Below are 19,631 nucleotides of genomic sequence, written 5' to 3'. Positions count from 1 at the left end.
TAGCGCGAGCGGAGGAGGAGCACCGATGCCGCCAGACCCGCCGACGATGAACGCGGTACAGCTCCTGGGCCACGGCGGCCTCGACCAGCTTGTGTATTCACGCGACGTCCCCACGCCGAACCCTGCCCCGGGGGAGGTGCTTATCGATGTCCACGCCTGCGGGATGAACAACACCGACGTGTGGGTCCGCCAGGGCGCTTATGGCAGCGACACCGATCCGACGGCCGTCTCCTCGTGGCGACGTGGCCGCTCCACGCTGGAGTTCCCGCGCATCCAGGGCACCGACATCGTCGGGCGCGTCGTGGCCGTCGGCGACTCGGTGTCCGAGGACCGCATCGGGCACCGGGTGATGGTCGACTTCAGCATCTACAACAGGCCGGAGGGCGACGAGAGCCTGGCCGACATCGACTACATCGGCCACGGGCGCGACGGTGGCTACGCCGAGTACGTGGCGGTCCCCTCCGAGAACGCCTACGAGGTCACCGCCGACATCGACGACGCCGGCCTGGCGACCTTCTGCTGCGCCTACCTGACCGCGGAACAGATCCTCGACCGGACGCGTCTGGGCGAGGGCGAACGGATCCTCGTCACCGGCGCCTCCGGAGGGGTGGGCTCGGCCCTGATCCAACTCGCCCGCGTTCGCGGCGCAATCCCCTACGCGGTGTCCAGCGCCGGTAAGGAGGATGCTCTCCGCGAGATCGGTGCCGAGGCGGTGTTCCTGCGGGACTCGGACGATCTCGTCGGCGAGGTGGCGCGGGTCGTCGACGGCCCGATCGACGTGGTGGGAGACCTGGTCGCTGGCCCGCTGTTCAACGACCTGCTGCGGATCCTGCGGCCGGAGGGCCGGTACGGCACTGCCGGGGCCATCGGCGGCCCGGTCGTGGAGCTCGACCTGCGCACCATGTACCTCAAACAGCTCGAATTGCACGGTTCCTCGCAGGGCACACGGACCGCCTTCCGACGGCTGGTCGGCTACATCGAGGACGGCCGCATCCGTCCGCTCATCCACCGCACCTTCCCGCTATCCCAGTTCCACGAGGCGCAGCGCGCCTTCATGAGAAAGACCCACGTCGGCAACCTGGTCGTGGTTCCCGACCGACATTGGGACACGGTAGGAGCCCCCCATGGATCGTGAACGCGTCCTGGAGCTGATCGACACCCACAGCGGCGGCGACGTCAGCCGGATCGTCACCTCAGGCATCGAGCCACTGCCGGGGAGAAGCGTGTTGGAAAAGGCCCGCTACCTGGAGAAAGAGGGCGACGGTCTGCGCCGGTTGCTGCTCTCGGAACCGTACGGCGACCCAGCGATGTCGGTGAACCTCATCGTGGAGCCCTCCCATCCGGAGGCCGTGGCCGGGTACATCATCATGGAGGCGATGGGGTACCCGATGTACTCGGGCTCCAACACCATCTGCACCGCGACCGCACTCCTCCAGAGCGGAATGATCCCGGCGAACGACGGGCTGCAGGAAATCGTCCTGGAGTCCCCGGCGGGATTGTCGCGGAACACTGCGCGGATCGCCGGCGGCCGGGTGGAGTCGATCACCACACGCGGGGAGCCTGCCTTCGTCGCGGAATGCGGGCTCGTCGTGGAGGTCCCCCACTACGGCCGGGTCGGGTTCGATCTCGTGTGGAGCGGGGCCTACTTCGCCCTGATCCGCGCGGCCGACCACGGTTTCGAACTCACGGCCGACGAGCAGTTCGCCCTCACCGCGTTCGGCGATGCCTTCGTCCGGGCGGCCCGACCCGGACTCAGGCGGGAGCACCCCTCGCTCGGCGATGTGGGGCCGCTGCCGTTCGTCCACTTCATGGGCGCCGTGCGCACAGTGGGGTCCGGTCGGTACGAGTCGCCGTCGGCGACCTACGTCCATCCGGGCGTGATCTGCCGGAGTCCGACCGGGACCGGCACGTCGGCCAGGCTGGCCTTGATGGCCGCGCTTGGTGACGTCGCTCCCGGTGACACCCTGGAGACCATCTCGCCGCGCGGGAACCGCTTCCTGGGCACGGTGGTCGAGGAATGCATGGTCGGCGACTTTCCCGCCCTGCACACGACCGTCACCGGACGTGCCCGGTTCCTGGCCCGTTCACGGATCACCATCGACCTGGACGACCCCCTGGTGGACGCCTCCGACCTGGAAAATCTCCTCACCCACTGACCTGCCGCCCGCCACGTCGGGACACCCCGGGTCAGCCTGCTCCCCCGGCTCTCGCGGAAGGGGCGATACCGTGTGTCAGAAGCCACACGAAAGGGCACACCTGTGACCAGTTCCTCTTCCGGCCCCCTCGCCGGCATCCGCGTTGTCGAACTCAATGGCATCGGGCCCGGACCGCATGCCTGCATGATGCTCGCCGATCTCGGCGCCGACGTCGTGACCGTCATGCGCCCCGGGGAGCTCGATACCCAGGTCGGCGGTTGGGCGCACATCACCCGCCGCGGCCGGACCGTTGTCGAGGCCAACCTCAAGAGCGACGAGGGCCTGTCGCAGGTGCGAGGCCTCGTCGCCAAGGCGGACGTGCTGGTCGAGGGCTACCGGCCCGGGGTCACTGAGCGCATGGGCCTGGGCCCCGAGGAGTGCCTCGAGCTCAACCCGCGCCTGGTCTACGCCCGGATGACCGGCTGGGGTCAGCACGGCCCGCTCGCACACACCGCCGGCCACGACCTCAACTACATCTCCCTGACCGGCCATCTCAACGCCACCGCCCGCAAGGGCGAGCGCCCCGTGCCGCCGCTCAACCTCGTCGGTGACTTCGGCGGCGGTTCGATGTTCCTCATCCAGGGCATCCTCGCAGCGATCGTCGAGCGCGCCACCTCGGGCAAGGGCCAGGTCATCGACGCCGCCATGACCGACGGCGCCTCGGTGCTGGGCCAGTTCCAGTGGGCTATGCGCGCCCGCGGCCAGTGGTCCGACGTCGCCGGGACCAACATGCTCGACACCGGGTACCCGTTCTACGACGTCTACACCTGCTCCGACGGCAAGTACATGGCCGTCGGGTGCCTCGAGCCGCAGTTCTACGCCGAGTTCGCCCGACTGTTGGGCATCGACGGCGAGGGGATGCCCGGCCAGTTCGACATGGACCGCTGGGAGGAGTTGCGCGAGATCATCGCCGGGAAGTTCGCCGAGAAGACCCGTGACGAGTGGGCCGAGCTGTTCTACGGCACCGACGCCTGCACCACGCCGGTGCTGACCTACACCGAGGCGCTGGACCACCCCCACAACGTCGCGAGGGAGACCTTCGTCGAGGTTGCCGGTGACCCCGGGCCCGCTCCGGCACCCCGCTTCTCCCGCACCCCGGCCCCCGCCGTTCCGGCGGAGCCGCCGCGCGAGGCCACCGCTATCGATCAGGTGTGGGCCTGACCTGTGGTCGATTCGTCAACACTGTCGGACCCGGGCGCCGCAGGGGATGCTTCCCGCGGCCCCGGGGGCGCCCGCGTCGCCGGCACGGTCCTGGCAGTCAATCCGGCCTCCGCCGAACCACCTTTCCGCCAGCTCAAGAGCCAGATTGTCGAGGCCGTCAATAACGGTCAACTTACCACGGGCACCCGGTTGCCTCCGGTCCGCACCCTTGCCGCCGAGGTCGGTGTCGCGACCGCCACGGCCGCCAAGGTCTATCGCGAATTGGAGGAGGCCGGGGTCCTCGAGGGCCGGGGCCGCTCGGGGACCTTCGTCGCCGCTGCCGACCTGCCCGCCGCCGTGCTGGCCCGAGCCGCCGAGGAGTTCGCGAAGCGCGCGGTCGGCGCGGGCTTCGACGTCGATGAGGCCGTGGCTGCCGTCCGCAACGTCTTCAACCGACTGCGTTGAAGCCCCTCCGACCAACAGCGGACTAATTGCGCTTGAGGCTGCGGCTGAAGCTCAGCCACTGTGAACGTCGCTGACGCGCTGCAATTACGGGTTGCGATACAACGTGACCTTCAGCCGGACCGTGACGAGCGTTCATCTTGCCTACATAAACGGTGGAGTCGGCCGCTGAGTAGGTCACTCCATACCAGGTGAGTGGGTGAGACATCAGCCACGATGGTGAAGGCATGATCACCGACCACAGGGGCTGCAGACCGCGGGTCCCTCGCCGAGAAGGTGGGGGCCCGCGGCCGTCAGCTATGTCAGCTGAGTCAGTTGTTCGCGCCGATGGAGCCGAACACGTCGATCGCCTCGAGCAACTCAGCGATCATCTCGGACACATCCATCCCGGTGCCCGGGGTGTCGCTGTCGTCGTCACCGTCGTCGTCACCAGCAGATTCGAACGTGGCGGTCTCGATCTCGAAGTGGTCGCCGGCGATTCCCACCAGGACGTTGCCATCAAGTTCGACGTCCAGACAGAAGCTCACCGCGTGGGGCTCGGTTTCGGTCGTACCGGGGCCCGTCACCGGCAGCGTGCTGACCGGCCCATTGGTGCCGGCCAGAGAGACGAACCACCCCGAGTCCCCTCCTTCCGCTGTCGACGGGAGCCAGGTCACGTCAGTGGCGACCAGCCCCTCCTTATCGATTCTGCTCAGCTGCCCATCCACGTAGTCCTGGGACCCCAGGAATACCGTGCAGTAGAGGTCCACTCCCGAGCGGTTGTCGTAGGAATAATGGAAGCCCCCCTCGGGTAGCGGGGACGGAAGAATCGTCAGTGTGCTCGGGCTGTCGACTATCGGGGCTGGGAGAAGGTCCGTCGGGTCGTCGTCGCCGTCGTCGAGGCCGGTCTGGCTGATTTCCACCTCGGTATAGGTGTTCTCGCCTGCGTACAGCGAGCAGAACGATACGCCCACGGGGTCGAAGGAATCGTCCGTGAGGATGCCCGCGGGTTCAACGTTCTCCGGATTCGCCGAGAGCGCCATCGAGGCACCATTGTCGATCCCTCCACCGTAGGTGCCGACGGTTCCGGCCCGGGTTGCATCCTCGAGCGCCGCCCGGAGATCTCCGTTGAGCACGCTGGACGAAGCCGGATCACTTTCAACGGCAGAGAATATCTCGCCGATCAGCGTGGGCTCCCCGACCAGCGCCACGCAGTGGAGACCACGACCCGACTCATTCTTGTACTGGACCGTCGTCTCGGTGCCGCGCCCGGTCACAGTGAGGACGCTAGGGCTGTCAAGGACGGCGACGCCTCCGGATCCCGGTGGGTAGGGGGCGGACAGCTCCACTTCTTGGTAATCGGCGCTCGAACACTGAGTGACGGCCACAGGCCATTCACCCGAGAAGTCATACTCGCTCGAGAAGTCTGCCACGACCGGGCCGGCCCCCTCGGCCGACACCGCGAATAGAGTGCCGACCACTAGCTTATCGTCCTGCGCTTCATCGAGCATCTCGACGAGATAGTCGGGAAACGGAGCACCCACCTCACCGAATGCAAAGTGATCGAAGAGGCCTGCCGCCACCTCCTCTGTCGTAACGAAGGCCAGGCAGTTCAAATCCTGTCCCGACTGGTTGTCGTACGACAAGAGCAGCTCACCGGCACCGTCGATCTCGACCTCGAGCACACTCGGACCGTCAACGACCCGCTCGACCGGAGCTGCCGATGCCGAACCGGCAACACCGACCAGGGTCGTACCCCCGAGTACCGCTGAGGCCGCTAGAACTCCGAGCCGTGTGGATAATCGCATGGTCCCTCCGAGTTTCTTGGCCCACAGGGCCTGCCAGTGGAAGTCCTCCGACCCCCGGACCAACCATGTCAACGGAGAAGCGAACGGCGCTGTCCCCCGAACGCACGATGTACATAACGAACTGGCATCTTTTCGCATCAGCTGCCACTTCAGTCTGCTTCGCCCCACCTGCGGCGGTGGTTCGATGTTCCCCATCCAGAACATTCTCGCCGCGATCATCGAGCGCTCCGCGTCCGGCAAGGAACAGGTCATCGACGCCGCCACGACCGACGACGCCTCGATGTTGGGACGGCTCCGGTGGACCATGCGCGCCCGCGGCGCTGCGTTGACCCGGGCCGCAGAGGAGTTCGCCGAGTGGTCGTCGGGCGCCGGCTTCGGGCTCGAGGAGGCCGTGGACGCGGTGCGCAACGCGTTCAAGATCCTGGGCTGATGGCCCGGCCACCAGCGAACGCACGCGCAACGCCCCGCCACCGTTCGCGGTGGCGGGGCGTTGTGCTCAGGTGCTCCGGTTATCAGCTACCGAGCGAACCCATGTCGAGCGATCCGAAGAGGCCGCCGGACTCGTAGGCGAAGGCGATCTCGTCACCACAGTCTGCGGCCGCTCCCGCTCGGAAGTCCTCTGCGGGGCCATAGCTGCCGATACCGGACCACGTCACGGTTTCACCAGCGGGCACGGTAGCGACTGCAAGGGCGTTCTGCCCCAGCAAGTTCGCGGCGGCCCGCTCTTCCGCGACCGCAGCGTTTGCCTCGTCGAAGGAGGTCTCGTCATCGATCCCGTTCTCGATGGCGGAGATCACCTCGGCATTCGAAACACCGATTGTGCAGGTCAGCGCACCATCAGTGTTGTTGGTGATCTCACCGCCGACGGCCTCCGTGTCACCCGCGACGGTGAGCGTGACTCCGGCGGGCGCCGACGATCCCAGCGAACCGAGCGACTGTGCCTGGGCGACCCCCGCGCCGCCCAGAACTGCAGCGGCACCGAGCGCCGCGGTGGAAATGGAAGCACCAAGCTTGGTGGAAAGACGCATGGATTGATCCCCCTTGCGTTGTGAAACAGCGGCCGAATCTCGGCCACGCTGACCGATGCTAACCGCATTAACACATCGTGTGAATCACCTTGGCGCCTTAAAGTTCTGAGTCCTTTTTTATCGGAGGGCGGCGACACCGGACGAGTTTCGCGACATTTCAACGTTCCAGGCGTCGTCCCCCGCAGCAGCCTGGCGCAAAACGCTGAAGCTCAGGATCGACGCTTGAGATAAGTCCATGACCCACACCCGCGGCACCAAGGCCGCCGCTGCGATGACCTTGGAGACCTCCGCTCCTGTCACCGTCGTCCCAGCTCAGGCGGCGCCCGTCCCCACCAGAGCGGTCCACCACGTCGGGCAGTCCTCCGGCAGTTCGGACGGGAGCTCACCGCACAACCCGATTTCGGGGGCCGGCCGAGACTGCCCGCGGGCGTTGGCGCGTCGACCGCCCTGCGGTCAGCGCCGGTGTGACCGGCGGCGCTTCGGAGTGCCCCGGATCCTCGACCTGCCGTTCTGATCCGTTCACCCTCCGCCCGGACGCAGCCGTGCCCGCGGGGCACGGCTGCGTCCGGGCGGAGAGCGCCCCCGCAGCTCGCCCGGCTCAGCTCGCCGAGCCGAAGGTCCGCTCGATGGACCCGGAAATTCCCTCAGACGGAAGTTCGCCCGCGTCGGCACCCTCTTCCGCATGCTCGATCTCCACATAGGTCGTCTCGGCGACGACGAGGTCCCTGTCGATGCCGTTGAAGCAGACGACGACTCCTCCTGCCGCCTCGCCCTCGGGCAGCCCCGCCGGCATCACGGCCAACCACGTGGCCGTGTCGCCCGCGCCCACGAGGTTCAAGGAGTCCTGCCCGCCGAAAACCTCGTCGAAACCCCCCAGGAACCCCGATTCGAGCACCATATCGACGTACTCGTCCAGCTCTTCTTCGGTGTACTCCCGCTCGTCCTGCTCCCACGTGTAGGTCAGGAACAACCTGTAATACTCGCGCGCACCAATCCCGCCCTCGTCGCCGAGCATGATGGCGAAGTGCCCGGCCTCCATGGCCCCGTTGAGAGCCTCCTCGGCCTCGGACAGCTCCGGCTCGGGGTCGCCCTCGACGAACTCCGGATTCGAGAAGTCCGTGTTCTTCGTCTCCTCGTACAGATCCTTGGCAACGTCTTCGGGCAGAACGAAGCCGAAGCACGCGAGGTCCTCGGCGGAGCGATTCGCGTAGGTCGCTGTGTACGCGCCCTCCCCCGTCGCCTCAAGGGTGGCCGTGCTCGGGGAGTCGAAGACGGGTACCGCACTGCTCCCTGTCCCCTCAAGGCTGCCCTGCGCCGACGCCATGCCGCTCCCTGACACGACGAGAGCCGCAGCACAGGCAGCGGCGGCGAAAGGCCTGAAACGGTTGGATGCACTCATTGGCGTACTCCTCGAGGGGTGGGACACCGGCCGACCTGACCGGTTCTCGAGGAGTCCACCCGATTCGGCGTCATCGCACTATCGGCCATTCATGCGACATGTGTCGTACGTTCACACCAAACCGAGCCGCCCCAGCCACACACGCCTCAGCCGCCCCATGAGATCACCCCAGGATGTCGCGCCGCACCACGTTCTGGTCCCGGCCCGGGCCCACGCCGATGTACGACATGTGGCAGCCGGCGAGCTCCTCGAGCCGCAGCACGTAGTCGCGGGCGGCGGGCGGCAGGTCGCTGAACTCGCGCGCCCCGGTGATGTCCTCGTCCCAGCCGGGCATGGTCTCGTAGATCGGCGTGGCGTGGTGGAAGTCGGTCTGCGTCATGGGCATCTCGTCGTGCCGGACGCCGTCCACGTCGTAGGCCACGCAGATCGGGATCTCGCCGATGCCGGTGAGCACGTCGAGCTTGGTGAGGAAGTAGTCGGTGAACCCGTTGACGCGCGCGGCGTAGCGGGCGATCACGGCGTCGTACCAGCCGCAGCGGCGGGTGCGGCCGGTGTTGACGCCCACCTCACCGCCGGTGACCTGCAGGTACTCGCCCCACTTGTCGAACAGTTCCGTGGGGAACGGCCCGGCGCCCACGCGGGTGGTGTACGCCTTGACGATGCCCAGCGAGTGCGTGATCCGGGTGGGGCCGACGCCCGCGCCCACGCAGGCCCCGCCGGCGGTGGGGTTGGACGAGGTGACGAACGGGTAGGTGCCGTGGTCGACGTCGAGCATGGTGGCCTGCCCGCCCTCCATGAGGACGGACTCGCCGCGGTCCAGCGCCTTGTTGAGCATCAGGGTGGCGTCGCAGACCATGGGCCGCAGCCGGTCGGCGTAGCCGAGGAAGTACTCGACCATCTCCTCGACCTCGACCGCTCGACGGTTGTAGATCTTCACCAGGATCTGGTTCTTGAGGTGCAGCGAGCCCTCGATCTTCTGGCGCAGGATCGACTCGTCGAAGATGTCCTGCACGCGGATGCCCACGCGGGAGACCTTGTCGGCGTAGGTGGGCCCGATGCCGCGGCCGGTGGTGCCGATGGCCTTCTTGCCCAGGAAGCGCTCGGTGACCTTGTCCAGCGCCTGGTGGTACGGCGCGACGAGGTGGGCGTCGGCCGAGATGCGCAGCCGGGAGGTGTCGGCGCCGCGGGCCTCGAGGCCGTCGATCTCCTCGAACAGCGCCTCGAGGTTGACCACTACTCCGTTGCCGATCACCGGAGTGGCCGTGGGCGACAGGATGCCGGCGGGGAGGAGCTTGAGCTCGTACTTCTCGCCTCCCACCACCACGGTGTGGCCCGCGTTGTTCCCGCCGTTGGGCTTGACCACGTACTCGACGCGGCCGCCCAGGATGTCGGTGGCCTTACCCTTGCCCTCGTCGCCCCACTGGGCGCCGATCAGAACGATCGCTGGCATGGTTCGCTTTCACCTCGAAATGAGTCGTCTACACGGTGAGGGACGGGCACATTGTCATGATTCCGCGCACACCAGCGCTCCAGAATAGTCGCATCCGCGTTCTTACCCTAGTCGCCGACCCCCCGCAGCCTGCGCAGTCGCACGGGCGTTCCGGGCAGGAGCTGCGAGATCCTGTCGGCCGAGCGGGCGGTGAGCACGCCGATCACCGGGTAGCCGCCGGTGACGGGGTGGTCGGGGCCGAACACGACGGGTGAGCCGTCAGCGGGGATCTGCACCGCGCCGCGCACCATGCCCTCGCTGGGGATCTCGCGCGTGTCGAGGCGCGGGACGGGCCGGGCGGGGTCGATGCGGACGCCCACCCTGTCGGCGTGCCCGCTGACGTGCCCGGTCGCGGCGAGCACGTCCCACGCGGCGGGCGGGAACAGGTCGTCGCGCGGCCCGGGGATGACGTCCAGCTCCACGGATTCCCTGGCGCCGGTGACCGCGCCCCCGCCGACCACACCCCGGCCGGCGGCGACCTCCCACCCGTCGGCCCACGGTCCCACCACGGCGTCGCCGACGTCCAGCACATCGCCGGCCACGACCGGCGGTGGGCCCAGCCCCGCCAGGGTGTCGCGCGATCGACTGCCCAGCACCGCCGGGACGTCGATCCCCCCGCGTACGCCCACGTAGCTGCGTACCCCGGCGACGGGCCGGCCGATCTCCAGCGACGACCCGGCGTCCAGTCGGAGGACCTCGCCGGTGGCGACGGTCCGTCGGGAACCGTCGGGGGTGACGACGACGACGAGGGCCTCCGCTCCCGTGATCGCCACGATCGCGGGCTCATCCGTCCTGACCGTCAGCCCGCCGAGCAGCACCTCGAGCACGGCGGCCGCCGGGTCGGTGCCGACGGCCCGCAGGGCGGTGGCCGCGGCGGCGCGATCGGCGGCCCCGGACGCGGTCACCCCGAGCGAGGCGTGACCGGGGCGGCCGAGGTCCTGCACGAGCGCGGACGGTCCGGCCCGCAGTACGAGCAGGCTCACCGGGGCGCGTCCGGGCTCATCGGGACTCGCCCGAGCGCCCGCGGTCGTCCCCGGATCGCCCGCCCAACTCGCGGAACCGGACGGTCATCCCGGGGGCGAGCAGGGCCGGGTCGGGCCGGTCCAGGTCCCACAGTCGGGCGTCGGTGGTGCCGAGCAGCTGCCACCCGCCCGGCGAGGCCCCGGGGTAGACGGCGCAGAAGCGGTCCGCCAGGCCGACAGACCCGGCCGGGACCCGCGCCCGCGGCGAGTCCAGCCGCGGCACCGCAGGCAGGGCGGATTCCGTCGACGGCCCCCCGGCCGCCTCGCTCGCACCCGCCCCGCCCGCACCCAACTCCCGCGCGTCGACGAGGTAAAAGAAGCCCGGCGCGAACCCGCCGAACGCGGCCCGCCACGTGATCGAGGAGTGCGTGCGGACCAGCGCCTCGGTGGACATCCCGGCGAGGTCGGCGACCGCGGCCAGGTCGGGCCCGTCGTAGCGGACGTCGATCGTCACCCCTGCCACCCCGCGTTCCGCACCTGCTCCCGAGCCCGCATCCCCGCCCGCATTCGCGCCCGCATCCCCGACATCCGCTACTCCCCCTACGGATCCGCTATCCGGATCAGAAGCGCCGATCCGGATTCCGGATAGCCGATTCAAGGAGGGCAGATTGCCGGAGGATGGCGGAGCGACGGGCTGATCAGCGGGGTCGGTGAGGAGCGCCTCGAGCCGCCGCCGCAGCTCGGGCAACGCAGCGGCCTCGCGCACGGTCACCAGCACCGTGCGGGCCGCCGCCACCACGTCGAGGGCGTCCGGTCGCCACTGCTCGATCCTCGCGGCCAACGAGACCGCCTCGGCCAGATCGGCACAGTCGAGCAACAGTGCGGTCTCCCCGCAGCGGCGGATCCTCGTCGTCGTCATCCCGGGCCGGCCTCCCCCACCGGCCCGTCCCCCACCGCATCACGCCCGGACCCGTCCCCCACCGGGCCGCGCGGCGGGGCGTGAGGCGCGGCGAACGGCGCCACCTCCACCCCGGCCTCCTCGAGCGACGCGCGCACGCGTCGCGCCAGGTCGACGGCGCCGGGCGTGTCCCCGTGCACACACACCGAGGCGGCGGCCACCACGACCCGCGATCCCTCGGCGGTGGTGATCGACCGCCCGGTCGCCATGGCCACGACCCGCTCGGCGACCTCGTCGACATCGGTGATCACCGCGCCCGGCTCGCCGCGGGGCACGAGCGTGCCGTCGGGCCGGTACCCGCGGTCGGCGAACGCCTCCGTCACCGTGGGAACGCCGACGGCCTCGGCGTGGGACAGCACCACCGCACCCGGCAGGCCGAGGATCGGCACCGGCTCCTCATGCGCGAGTTCGGCGTACCGCACCACGGCGTCCACGACACCCGCGGCTTGCTCCGGGTCGCGGACGATACGGTTGTAGAGCGCGCCGTGTGGCTTGAGGTACCGCACCCGCGTCCCGTGCCGTCGCGCGGCCATGTCGAGCTCGACGAGCTGGAACTCCACGAGACGGGCGACCTCCTCGCGGTCGAGGTCGTGCTCGACGCGCCCGAAGTTGGCGCCGTCCCGGTACGAGGGGTGAGCCCCCAGGGCGACCCCGCGCTCGGCGGCGGCGACGGCCGTGGCGATCATGGTGGGCCGGTTGCCTGCGTGGAAGCCGCACGCGACGTTGGCGGACGTCACCACGTCCAACAGTGCGGCGTCGTCGGGATCCGGCCCGGCGCCGGGTGCGAGCGACGCGGGCCACCGCGGCGTTCCCCGGCGGGCCTCGCCGAGGTCGCAGTTCAGATCGATCCTGCGCGCCTGTCCAACCACGCTTCCATCCTGCCCCAGGTTCGCCCCCGCCATCAGCTGCGGTCATGATGGAGGTCATGATCGTCATCCGCTGCGGCTCGGCCCCGGTCCCGACGGTTCTCGGTGAGCGCCCCCGCATCCAGGTCAGCGAGGTGCCGACCAAGGACGAGGTCAACCGTGCATTGGCCGAGGTGGGCCCGGGGCGTCGACTGGTCCTCTGCGGCACCGACGCCGCGTTGGCCGCGGTGCTCACCCGCCTGCTGCGGACCGAGAACCTCGACGCGGAGATCGCCTACGTCGCCGACGAGCCCACCCCCGCCACCCGCGCCTACGGGCTGCCGACAGGGTCGGAGGCGGCCAAGCTCGGCATCCGCGGCACGTCGCGTGAGGTGCCGCTCGTCCGCGACGAGACCGGGACCGTCCTCGTCGGCGAGGCCCTCGTACGCGGCCCCGAGGGCGACCGACTCGTGGGCGAGGCCTACGCCGACGACACCGTGGTCTTCTCCGGCGAGACGCACACTCTCACCGTCCGACCCACACCCGAACTGCCCGGCGTCCGGGCCACCGCCGCCCGGCCCCGCAGGTTGCGTCGCCGTCAGTGGGTGGCGGCCCGGGCGGTGCAACTGGGCACCGAGGCCGGCCTGCTCACCCGGGACGGACTCACCGGTCGGCGGGCCATCAAGAGGACGACTTTCTATCGTCATACCGAGCCATGGAGGCTCGTGTCGCCCTGAGCGGCGGCATCACCGGCGCCGGTCGGTCCGGCGCGTCCGGCCACTCCTCCGTCAGCTCCGGCTCGACGGCGGGATTGCGGACGGTCGGCGGCAGCGTGGCGAGGGCCGAGATCTTGCTCAGCCCCGCGACCTGCATCATGTCCACGAGGATCGAGCGCAGCTGGGCCAGCATGACGGTCTCGGTCAGGCCCGACCCCGTGATCAGCTCCCGCTTGGCGCGCGACGCGACCGCCCGCAGCTCGCGGTGGACCTCGGCGTCCGTGGGTGCGTCGGAGTCCGCGGCCACCCGCCGGGTGAGCACCTCCACTGCGCCGGCCAGCGCCGCGATCAACGAACTCAGCGCGGGCGGGACGTCCACCTGATCGTCCGCCGCCACGATCGCCCGGCGCGCGAGGACACGGATGTTGCGGATACCGTTGTCCAGCGGGTTGAGCATCGCCGTGAGGACGATCTCCTCCGGACGCCGCCGCCGGTAGAACGGGGAGATCCGCACCAGTTCCCGCGCCCCCGCGAGCTGCTCGGAGATCTCATCGACGGCCGGCTGGGTGTCACGGGCGTCCTGCAGGGCGGAGCGGATGAGCTCCGAGTCGCGCCGTTCCAACCCGTCCGCGACCTCGGCGAGCACCGACGACGCCACGCCCAGCAGCGATGCCGCCTCCCGGCGGGCGCGGCGCAGGGGATGGACGGGCATGAGCGCCATCGCGGCCAGCGCCACCACCCCGCCCACCGCCGCGTCGAGCATCCGCTCGTAGCCGCCCGCGCTGCCCGGCGGCAGGATCGTCGCCACGAGGATCGCCGAGGAGGCCGCCTGGGTGCCGGTGATCGCCCCGCGGTCGACGAACACCGCCGCAGACATCGCCAGGATCACCACCAGCGCGATCTGCCACGCCCCGGAGCCGATCTCCCGGATCAGCAGGTCACCGAACCCGACGCCGACGATGACGCCGAGCACCAACTCGACACCCCTCCGGACGCGACGCCCCATACCGGTGCCCAGGGCTATGGCGGCCGCGATGGGCGCGAAGAAGGGCGCCGAGTGGTGCAGCACGTCGTGCGCGAGGAACCAGGCCAGTCCCGCGGCGAGACCGCACTGCAGGATCGGCAGGAACGCGTAACCGAGTCGCCGGGCGCGCGCCCTCAGCGGGCCCGGCAGCGCGGCGTAGACGCCCAGCGCGCGGGCGTCCAGTCGGTCACGCCAGGCCGAGAGACGCGGCGGCGTGCGGGTCTGACTCATTGACCAGGTCCAGACAACGGATGTACTCGTCCTCCTCACCGATCGACTGCGCGGCGCGGGCCAGCGCGGCGACGCAACGGAGGAAGCCGCGGTTGGGTTCGTGGTCGTACGGCACCGGCCCGAAGCCCTTCCAGCCGTGGCGCCGCAGCTGGTCCAGCCCGCGGTGATACCCGGTGCGGGCGAAGGCGTAGGCGCTGATCACCTCGCCGGAGTCGAGTGCGCGCTCGGCGAGTTCGGCCCACGCGATCGAGGCGGTGGGGTGGGAGGCCGCCACGGTGCGGGGATCCTCCCCCGCGGCGACGGCGGCCTCCGCCTCCGGGTCACCGGTGAGACGGGTGGGCGGGGGGCCGAGGAGATCTCCGAACTGGGTCATGCCCCCATTGTCCACTAATCCGCCGCATCGCCTCCCCTGCCCCCATTTGCTAAGGTCGGGGGCATGCGGCGCCCCGGACGGGGCGCCGTGCGCTCGTCGCGGGCAGTGGTTTCACGCCCCTTCGGAGCGATCGTGGTCCCGGTGTCGAGGCCCCGTTACGCGGACTCATCCAGTCCCCGCGTCGGACGAGCTTCCACCGGCACCAGTCGGAGCGAACGAACAGGCCGAACGTGGGCCGGAAGGAAAAGCGTGTCTAGACAGCGTATTGCGATCATCGGAGCCGGGCCGAGCGGAATGGCCGCCCTCAGGGCGTTCGAATCGGCCCAGCGGTCCGGGGCCAAGATCCCCGAGATCGTGGCCTACGAGAAGCAGGACGACTGGGGCGGCCAGTGGAACTACAACTGGCGGTCGGGCACCGACAAGTACGGCGAGCCGGTCCACTCCTCCATGTACCGCAACCTGTGGTCGAACGGCCCCAAGGAGGCGCTCGAGTTCGCCGAGTACACGTTCGACGAGCACTTCGGCAGGCCCATCTCGTCGTATCCGCCGCGTGAGGTCCTGTGGGACTACATCGACGGCCGGGTCCAGGGGTCCGACGTCAAGGACAAGGTGCAGTTCTCCACGGCCGTCCGTTGGGTGGACTACGACCGCGATCTGGACACCTTCACCGTCACCGTGGAGAACCTCAGGTCCGGCAAGACGACCTCGTCGGAGTTCGACCGCATCATCGTGTCCACCGGCCACTTCTCCTACCCGAACCTGCCGGACTTCAAGGGCATCGGGACGTTCCCCGGGTCGATCCGCCACGCCCACGACTTCCGCGGAGCGGAGAAGCTTGCGGACAAGCGCGTGCTGCTGATCGGCGCCTCCTACTCCGCCGAGGACATCGGCGTGCAGGCCTTCAAGATGGGCGCCCGGTCGGTGACGATCTCCTATCGCACCGCCCCCATGGGCTACGACTGGCCGGACGGGATGGAGGAACTGCCGCTGGTCCAGCGGTTCGACGGCGAGACCGTCCACTTCACCGGCGGCCAGACCCGCGAGTTCGACGCCGTGATCCTGTGCACCGGCTACCTCCATAAGTACCCGTTCCTGCCGGCGGACCTGGCCCTGCAGTCGCCCAACAACATCTACCCCGCCGGCCTCTACCGCGGCGTGGTGTGGCAGAAGAACCCCAAGGTCTACTACCTCGGCGCCCAGGACCAGTGGTTCACCTTCAACATGTTCGACGCGCAGGCCTGGTATGTGCGCGACCTCATCCTGGGCCGGGCCAAGCTGCCGTCCGCCGAGGAGCGGGTCGCCCACATGCGGGCCTGGCGGAACCGCTTCCAGGAGTTGGACGGGGACGCCGACGACGTGCGCTTCCAGGCCGATTACGTCCGCGATCTCATCGAGGCCACGGACTACCCGATGTTCGACCTCGACGAGGTGGTCGAGATCTTCCTCGCCTGGAAGAAGGACAAGAAGAAGAACATCCTGACCTACCGGGACAAGCCGTACCGCTCCGTCCTCACCGGCACCATGGCGACCGTCCATCACACCCCGTGGCTCCAGGAGCTGGACGACTCGCGCGAGCGGTACCTCTCGACGCCGGAGAAGACCGAGATCGAGGAGCTCGTGGTGGGCGCCGACACCACCCCGGGACAGGACGCGCAGGTCGCCGGCGAGTGAACCGTCGGTGACGTCTGGGGCGAATCCGCTCCCCGGACGTCACCCGAGGGGACAGACTTGAACGCGTGACCGCGTCTCCCGCCCCCTCGCCCGAGCCTCCCGGGTCGGCCCACACCGCCGGAAACTCCCGCATCGCCGATTCCCACCCCACCGGTGGCATCGGCCGGCGCTCCCTCCTCAAGGCGGGAGCCCTGGCCGGTGCCGCGGTGGGCACCGGTGCCCTCGCCGGCCATTCCGCGATCGCCGGGGCCGAGCCCGGCATCGTCTTCCGGCACGGCGTCGCCTCGGGCGACCCCATGGCGGACCGCGTCATCCTGTGGACGCGCGTGACGCCCACCCCGCAGGCGAGCCCCGGTTCCGGGATCGGTGACCCCGTCGTCGTCGCCTGGGAGGTCGCCACCGACCCGGGGTTCACCTCCCTCGTCCGCACGGGGTCCGTCGTCACCGACGCCGGCCGCGACCACACGGTCAAGCTCGACTGCACCGGACTGGCGCCGGACCGCTGGTACCACTACCGCTTCCGCGCGCTCGGTCAGGTCTCGCGGACCGGGCGCACCCGCACCGCGCCCGCCGACGGCGCCATGCCCGCCACCGGCCGCTGGCGTATCGGCGTGGTGTCGTGTTCCAACTGGGAGGCCGGCTACTTCTCCGGCTACCGCCACCTCGAGGCGCGCGGCGACCTGGACGCGATCATCGAGCTCGGTGACTACATCTACGAGTACGGCCGCGGCGAGTACACCGCCGCCATCGGGGCGATACGCCCGCACGAACCACCGCACGAGATCGTCACCCTGGCCGACTATCGGATCCGGCTGGCGCAGTACCACACCGATCCCGACCTGCAGTCCCTGCACGCGCACGTCCCCTGGATCTGCACGTGGGACGACCACGAGCTGGCCAACGACTCGTGGGAGCACGGTGCCGAGAACCACCAGCCGCACGAGGGCCCGTTCTCCGACCGCAAGGCCGCGTCCTCGCAGGCGTACTTCGAGTGGATGCCGGTCCGGCCGGAGTCGCTGCGCGACGGCGGGCACCTCTACCGGCGCCTGCGCTGGGGGTCGTTGGCCGAGATCAGCATGCTGGACCTGCGCTCGTACCGTTCCGAGAGCCCCGATCGGTTCAACGGCCTGGCGATCGACCAGACCAACACGATGACCGGCGCCGAGCAGTTCGACTGGCTGGCCCGCGGGCTGCAGTCGTCGACCGCCCGCTGGAACGTCATCGGCAACTCGGTCATGGTCTCGCCCGTGCTCATCCCGCCGTTGGACGCGCGCACGACCGGCGCGCTCACCGAACTCCTGGGGGTCCCGCGGGAGGGCATCACCTACAACTCGGACCAGTGGGACGGGTACGCCGGTGAGCGCCGCCGCCTGTTCGAAGTCATCCGCGCCACCGGCAACCGCAACCACGTCTTCCTCACCGGCGACATCCACACGTCCTGGGCCAACGAGGTGCCGTTCGACCCGGCCGACTACCCCGGGGCCGGCACCGGGGCGGTCGAGTTCGTCACCCCGTCCATCACGAGCAACAACATCAACGACATGGTGGGCGGACTACCCGAGGGCAACCCGCTCTCGCAGGCCGCCCAGGGCGCGCTGACCGCCGCGAACCGGCACGTCCGCTGGGCCGATCTCGACCGCCACGGTTTCACGGTGGTCGAGTTCACCAGCGACTATGCCCACGCCGACTACTGGGCGCTCGTGGCCCGTGAGGATCCGAACAGTGGCGCCTACCCGATGGCGAGCTGGCGGACCCGGCACGGCACCGACCGCCTGGAGCCCGCGGGCCCGCTCCCCTGATCCCGCAGGCTGGGTAGGCCCCGGGGCCGGTGGGGCGAGCCGGGGGCCGGTGGGGTGGGCCCGGCACAGGCCACGGCGCCCGTCAGTACGCGGGGTCGAGCGATCCCGCGTCCGTGCCGAGCGATCCCGCCGCGGACGCCGCGGACCCCGCGGCGCTCCCCCACGGTGACGCCGGGTCGCCGAGGCTCGCGGTCGCGCCGCCCGTGGCGCGGGAGTCGGGGAACTCCTCGAGCGGGACGAAGTAGACGTTCCGGCTCTGGCTGGGGACCACCAGGGTGTCGTCGACGATGATCGGCCCGGCCGGGGCCAACGGCCCCTCCAGCTCGAGGACGCCGGTGATCGCGCCGGTGCGGACGTCGAGGCGGTACACGTTCCCGGCGGTGGTCGAGAAGTAGGCACCACCCGCGTGGATCACCGGGGCACCCTTGATAGCGCCGACAGGGTTACGCCACAGTCGCTCGCCGGAATGCAGGTCATACGCGTAGGCGGCGCCCGTGGTGGGACTGCCCACGAAGACGGTGCCGTCGTGGATGGTCGGCGCACCGGACCGGTTGTTGGTCGGGGCGGGCCCGTCGCCGATCACGTCCCGCCACACCACCTCGCCGGACTGCTGGTCCATCGCGATGATCGTGTGCTCCTCGCGCGCGCCGGCGATCCCGGGCAGCAGGGCGCGGCTGGCCGTGGTGACGACGATCCCCTCGTCGACGGCCGGCGGGACGTCGTCGAGGCCGTGGGTGAACTCGGGGAACTCCCGCTGCCAGGCGAACTCGCCGGCCGCGGTGTCGTAGGCGAAGAACGTGTACGGCCGGGGCGCGCCGCCGCCGAAGTACAGCACCCCGCCCTGTTCCGACGGCGAGGACATGCTCACCACGTGGCCGGTCTCCACCACCTCGAGCGCCTCACCGGTCGCCGGGTCGAGTTTGTACAGGCGACGGTCCCCGGTGACCGCCCAGACCGCTCCGCCCGTCACGGCGGGTGTCGGCATGACCTCGCCGGCGGTGTCGTGGCGCCACAGGATCTCACCGGTGTCCGGGTCCAGACCCAGGACGCCGGACTCCCCGGTGCCGCGGTAGCCACCCGGCCCGTCCTGGAAGAAGCGGTTGCCGAATCCCACGAACAGCCGCCCGTCGGAATGGATCATCTCCGAATGCACCCAGTTCGGCGCCTGCGCCTGCCACAACAGTTCGCCCGTCGCCAGGTCGAACGCCTGCAGCTCCCCGGAGCCGTGACTGCCGACGAACACCTTGCCGTCGGCCACCACCGGGGTCGCCCCTACCTCGTTCGCGGTGGGGATGGTGCCGGAGAAGATCTGGGCTCCACCGGTGACGACGTGGGTGTTGTTGGTGGGGGTCGCGCGGTACTGGCTCCAGTCGCCGGAGTCAGCGTGGGCCGGACCGATGCCGGACAGCAGGAGCGCCGAGACGGCCATGCCGCTGGTGAGGACACGGACAGAGCTGAGACGGAGCCTGGGCATACCTGAAGGCTAACTGGCGATCTCGTGTGTAATTCCCGTGGCCTGACGGGAGCGGAGTCCGCGCCGGTGTGGTCGGCG

Annotated in this window: 18 protein-coding genes; 8 read left to right on the top strand and 10 right to left on the bottom strand. The window is 69.9% G+C overall.

Going from position 1 to position 19,631, the window contains the following annotated elements; genetic code table 11:
* The first annotated feature begins 25 nt into the window (after positions 1–25).
* The 4 genes from G6R20_RS10135 (at position 26) to G6R20_RS10120 (ending at position 3,800) form a co-directional block, all read left to right on the top strand.
* A complete protein-coding gene (locus G6R20_RS10135) occupies positions 26–1,135 on the top strand; it encodes an alcohol dehydrogenase family protein (protein ID WP_163376318.1) in 1,110 nt (369 codons plus the stop codon).
* A complete protein-coding gene (locus G6R20_RS10130) occupies positions 1,125–2,156 on the top strand; it encodes a proline racemase family protein (RefSeq protein ID WP_163376317.1) in 1,032 nt (343 codons plus the stop codon). Before G6R20_RS10135 ends, G6R20_RS10130 begins: the two co-directional genes overlap by 11 nt.
* 102 nt (positions 2,157–2,258) lie before the next feature.
* A complete protein-coding gene (locus G6R20_RS10125; protein WP_163376316.1) occupies positions 2,259–3,356 on the top strand; it encodes a CaiB/BaiF CoA-transferase family protein in 1,098 nt (365 codons plus the stop codon).
* Positions 3,357–3,359: 3 nt separating this feature from the next.
* The gene (locus tag G6R20_RS10120; RefSeq protein ID WP_240341381.1) at positions 3,360–3,800 is read left to right on the top strand and encodes a GntR family transcriptional regulator; all 441 of its coding nucleotides are present in this window, start codon (positions 3,360–3,362) and stop codon (positions 3,798–3,800) included.
* Between the two features lie 308 nt (positions 3,801–4,108).
* On the opposite strand, the gene G6R20_RS10115 is transcribed toward G6R20_RS10120, so the two are convergent.
* Positions 4,109–5,461 (bottom strand): hypothetical protein, encoded by a 1,353-nt coding sequence (locus G6R20_RS10115; RefSeq protein WP_163376315.1) that lies wholly within the window; start codon positions 5,459–5,461, stop codon positions 4,109–4,111.
* A 307-nt stretch (positions 5,462–5,768) separates the two neighbouring features.
* Between G6R20_RS10115 and G6R20_RS18725 the strand changes: the two genes are divergently transcribed.
* The gene (locus G6R20_RS18725; RefSeq protein ID WP_240341380.1) at positions 5,769–6,014 is read left to right on the top strand and encodes a hypothetical protein; all 246 of its coding nucleotides are present in this window, start codon (positions 5,769–5,771) and stop codon (positions 6,012–6,014) included.
* 82 nt (positions 6,015–6,096) lie between these two features.
* Here G6R20_RS18725 and G6R20_RS10105 read toward each other — a convergent pair whose 3' ends face one another.
* From G6R20_RS10105 to G6R20_RS10080, 6 genes are all read right to left on the bottom strand, one after another.
* Positions 6,097–6,612 carry a hypothetical protein gene (locus G6R20_RS10105; RefSeq protein WP_163376314.1) on the bottom strand — a complete coding sequence of 172 codons (516 nt, stop codon included), beginning with the start codon at positions 6,610–6,612 and terminating at the stop codon, positions 6,097–6,099.
* A 598-nt stretch (positions 6,613–7,210) separates the two neighbouring features.
* Positions 7,211–8,011 carry a hypothetical protein gene (locus G6R20_RS10100; RefSeq protein WP_163376313.1) on the bottom strand — a complete coding sequence of 267 codons (801 nt, stop codon included), beginning with the start codon at positions 8,009–8,011 and terminating at the stop codon, positions 7,211–7,213.
* Positions 8,012–8,174: 163 nt separating this feature from the next.
* Positions 8,175–9,461, bottom strand: a complete 1,287-nt coding sequence (locus G6R20_RS10095; RefSeq protein WP_163376312.1) for an adenylosuccinate synthase — start codon at positions 9,459–9,461, stop codon at positions 8,175–8,177.
* Between the two features lie 107 nt (positions 9,462–9,568).
* Positions 9,569–10,483 (bottom strand): biotin-dependent carboxyltransferase family protein, encoded by a 915-nt coding sequence (locus tag G6R20_RS10090; RefSeq protein ID WP_163376311.1) that lies wholly within the window; start codon positions 10,481–10,483, stop codon positions 9,569–9,571.
* Between the two features lie 16 nt (positions 10,484–10,499).
* Complete coding sequence (locus tag G6R20_RS10085; protein ID WP_163376310.1) at positions 10,500–11,381, bottom strand: carboxyltransferase domain-containing protein; 882 nt, start codon at positions 11,379–11,381, stop codon at positions 10,500–10,502.
* On the bottom strand, positions 11,378–12,289 hold the full coding sequence (locus G6R20_RS10080; RefSeq protein ID WP_240341379.1) for a 5-oxoprolinase subunit PxpA: 912 nt from the start codon (positions 12,287–12,289) through the stop codon (positions 11,378–11,380). Before G6R20_RS10080 ends, G6R20_RS10085 begins: the two co-directional genes overlap by 4 nt.
* A gap of 56 nt (positions 12,290–12,345) precedes the next feature.
* On the opposite strand from G6R20_RS10080, the gene G6R20_RS10075 reads away from it, so the two are divergent.
* Complete coding sequence (locus G6R20_RS10075; RefSeq protein WP_163376308.1) at positions 12,346–13,002, top strand: hypothetical protein; 657 nt, start codon at positions 12,346–12,348, stop codon at positions 13,000–13,002.
* Here G6R20_RS10075 and G6R20_RS10070 read toward each other — a convergent pair.
* A complete protein-coding gene (locus tag G6R20_RS10070; RefSeq protein ID WP_163376307.1) occupies positions 12,947–14,236 on the bottom strand; it encodes an FUSC family protein in 1,290 nt (429 codons plus the stop codon). The two genes, G6R20_RS10075 and G6R20_RS10070, sit on opposite strands and share 56 nt — an antisense overlap.
* A complete protein-coding gene (locus tag G6R20_RS10065; RefSeq protein ID WP_067719394.1) occupies positions 14,193–14,609 on the bottom strand; it encodes a DUF3151 domain-containing protein in 417 nt (138 codons plus the stop codon). Before G6R20_RS10065 ends, G6R20_RS10070 begins: the two co-directional genes overlap by 44 nt.
* 249 nt (positions 14,610–14,858) lie before the next feature.
* On the opposite strand from G6R20_RS10065, the gene G6R20_RS10060 reads away from it, so the two are divergent.
* Entirely contained in the window at positions 14,859–16,280 is a 1,422-nt protein-coding gene (locus tag G6R20_RS10060) for an NAD(P)/FAD-dependent oxidoreductase (protein WP_163376306.1), read from the top strand.
* Between the two features lie 65 nt (positions 16,281–16,345).
* On the top strand, positions 16,346–18,079 hold the full coding sequence (locus tag G6R20_RS10055) for an alkaline phosphatase D family protein (protein ID WP_346010037.1): 1,734 nt from the start codon (positions 16,346–16,348) through the stop codon (positions 18,077–18,079).
* A gap of 82 nt (positions 18,080–18,161) precedes the next feature.
* On the opposite strand, the gene G6R20_RS10050 is transcribed toward G6R20_RS10055, so the two are convergent.
* Positions 18,162–19,553 (bottom strand): PQQ-binding-like beta-propeller repeat protein, encoded by a 1,392-nt coding sequence (locus tag G6R20_RS10050; RefSeq protein WP_163376305.1) that lies wholly within the window; start codon positions 19,551–19,553, stop codon positions 18,162–18,164.
* Positions 19,554–19,631: the final 78 nt, after the last annotated feature.

It is taken from the genome of Dietzia sp. Alg238-R159 (assembly GCF_900537145.1).
In the GTDB taxonomy this organism is placed as follows: domain Bacteria; phylum Actinomycetota; class Actinomycetes; order Mycobacteriales; family Mycobacteriaceae; genus Dietzia; species Dietzia kunjamensis.
Note: the sequence above shows the minus strand (reverse complement) of the source record. Positions and strands in the feature narration are given on the sequence as shown.